Source organism: Vibrio sp. Vb0667, from assembly GCF_033391095.1.
Genome location: NZ_JAWPOL010000291.1, coordinates 1 through 1,160 on the forward strand (window position 1 = coordinate 1; position 1,160 = coordinate 1,160).

The 1,160-nt window shown below is 46.6% G+C and carries 2 protein-coding genes; both read right to left on the bottom strand.

Features of this window, described 5'->3' with window-relative positions:
* Positions 1–151, bottom strand: a 151-nt coding sequence (locus R8269_RS25360; RefSeq protein WP_318222929.1) for a DUF4381 domain-containing protein, incomplete at its 3' end; no start/stop codon positions are given.
* Positions 152–191: 40 nt separating this feature from the next.
* Entirely contained in the window at positions 192–1,118 is a 927-nt protein-coding gene (locus R8269_RS25365) for a DUF58 domain-containing protein (RefSeq protein ID WP_318222930.1), read from the bottom strand.
* Positions 1,119–1,160 lie beyond the last annotated feature (42 nt).

A 1,160-nucleotide genomic window follows, 5' to 3' on the forward strand; every position in this document is an offset into this window, starting at 1 on the left:
TTTTACGCCATTTTGCATACAAATATACACCTAAAACAAAAAGAACGATCGCCGCAAGCATTGCCCACCATCCCCACGCAAGTGGGAACCAATCCGGAGCGTTCGGCAAAATCAAAGGTTCAAGGTCTAGGCTTTGGTTGTTTGTTGTCATTATTATTACTGCTTTATTGAAAACTGCTTTGTAAGGCCTGTTAGCTTAATTGCTGAATCAAAGGCCAACCACTTGATAGCGTGTTAAATGGAATAGCCATCGAATGACACTGTTGTTTGATGGATTCTTGGTGTTGAGTAAAGTGTGTTTCGAGCGCTTTTCTTTGTCCTGTTGAGCCGAAGTTGAACCATTGGCTACGACGGCCATCAGAGGCTTTTGCTTGGCCACGAAAGTCGGTTTCTCCTCTTTCCAATGGGTCGTAAAACTGAATGGCTCTCACGCTGTTGTGTTGTTTAAGGCGACGCAGTTGCGTTAGCTCTCTTTCTTCTACATGTGCAAAGTCACTGAGTAGAATCAGTTCACTGCCTTTTGGCGTGAGTGTGTGGAGTGTTTCTAACACTTGCGAATATGGCATTGTGCGAGTCTCATGCTTTGGATCTTGAGTCAACTGCGCGTTATGGGTATCAACGATCGCATTGAGAATCCGTAGCCCCTGTTTTTGCAAAGAGGAAGGGCGAAATTCTAAGCATTGGTGTCCATCATCAATCACTGCGCCAATACGATCCTTTTTGGCTAATGTGAGCCAAATAAGAACACTGGCGAAATGAGCGAGTTGTACGGACTTCAATACGTACTTTGAGCCAAAGTGAAGGCTTGAGCTGAGGTCGAGATACAAAATCACCGCTTGTTCTTTGTCTTCCGCAAACAATTTAGTGTGTGCTTTTCCGGTGCGCGCTGTGACTCGCCAGTCGATGCTGCGAATGTCATCTCCGGCTTGATACTGGCGCACTTCCATAAAGTCCATACCACGACCTTTTTGTCGGCTCGTATGGTTGCCGCTCATCTGCGACCAAATGCTTTGTGCCGGTGGCAACCAACGTACCGACTGCGTGCGATATTGAAGCAGTTCTTCCAGTGTTAATGTCACCCCATTCGCATGAGGCGGTAATGGATGGTTTGCAGACATGTCACTCACCCACTTTATGCGCTGCCAACCAAGCTTAGCAAC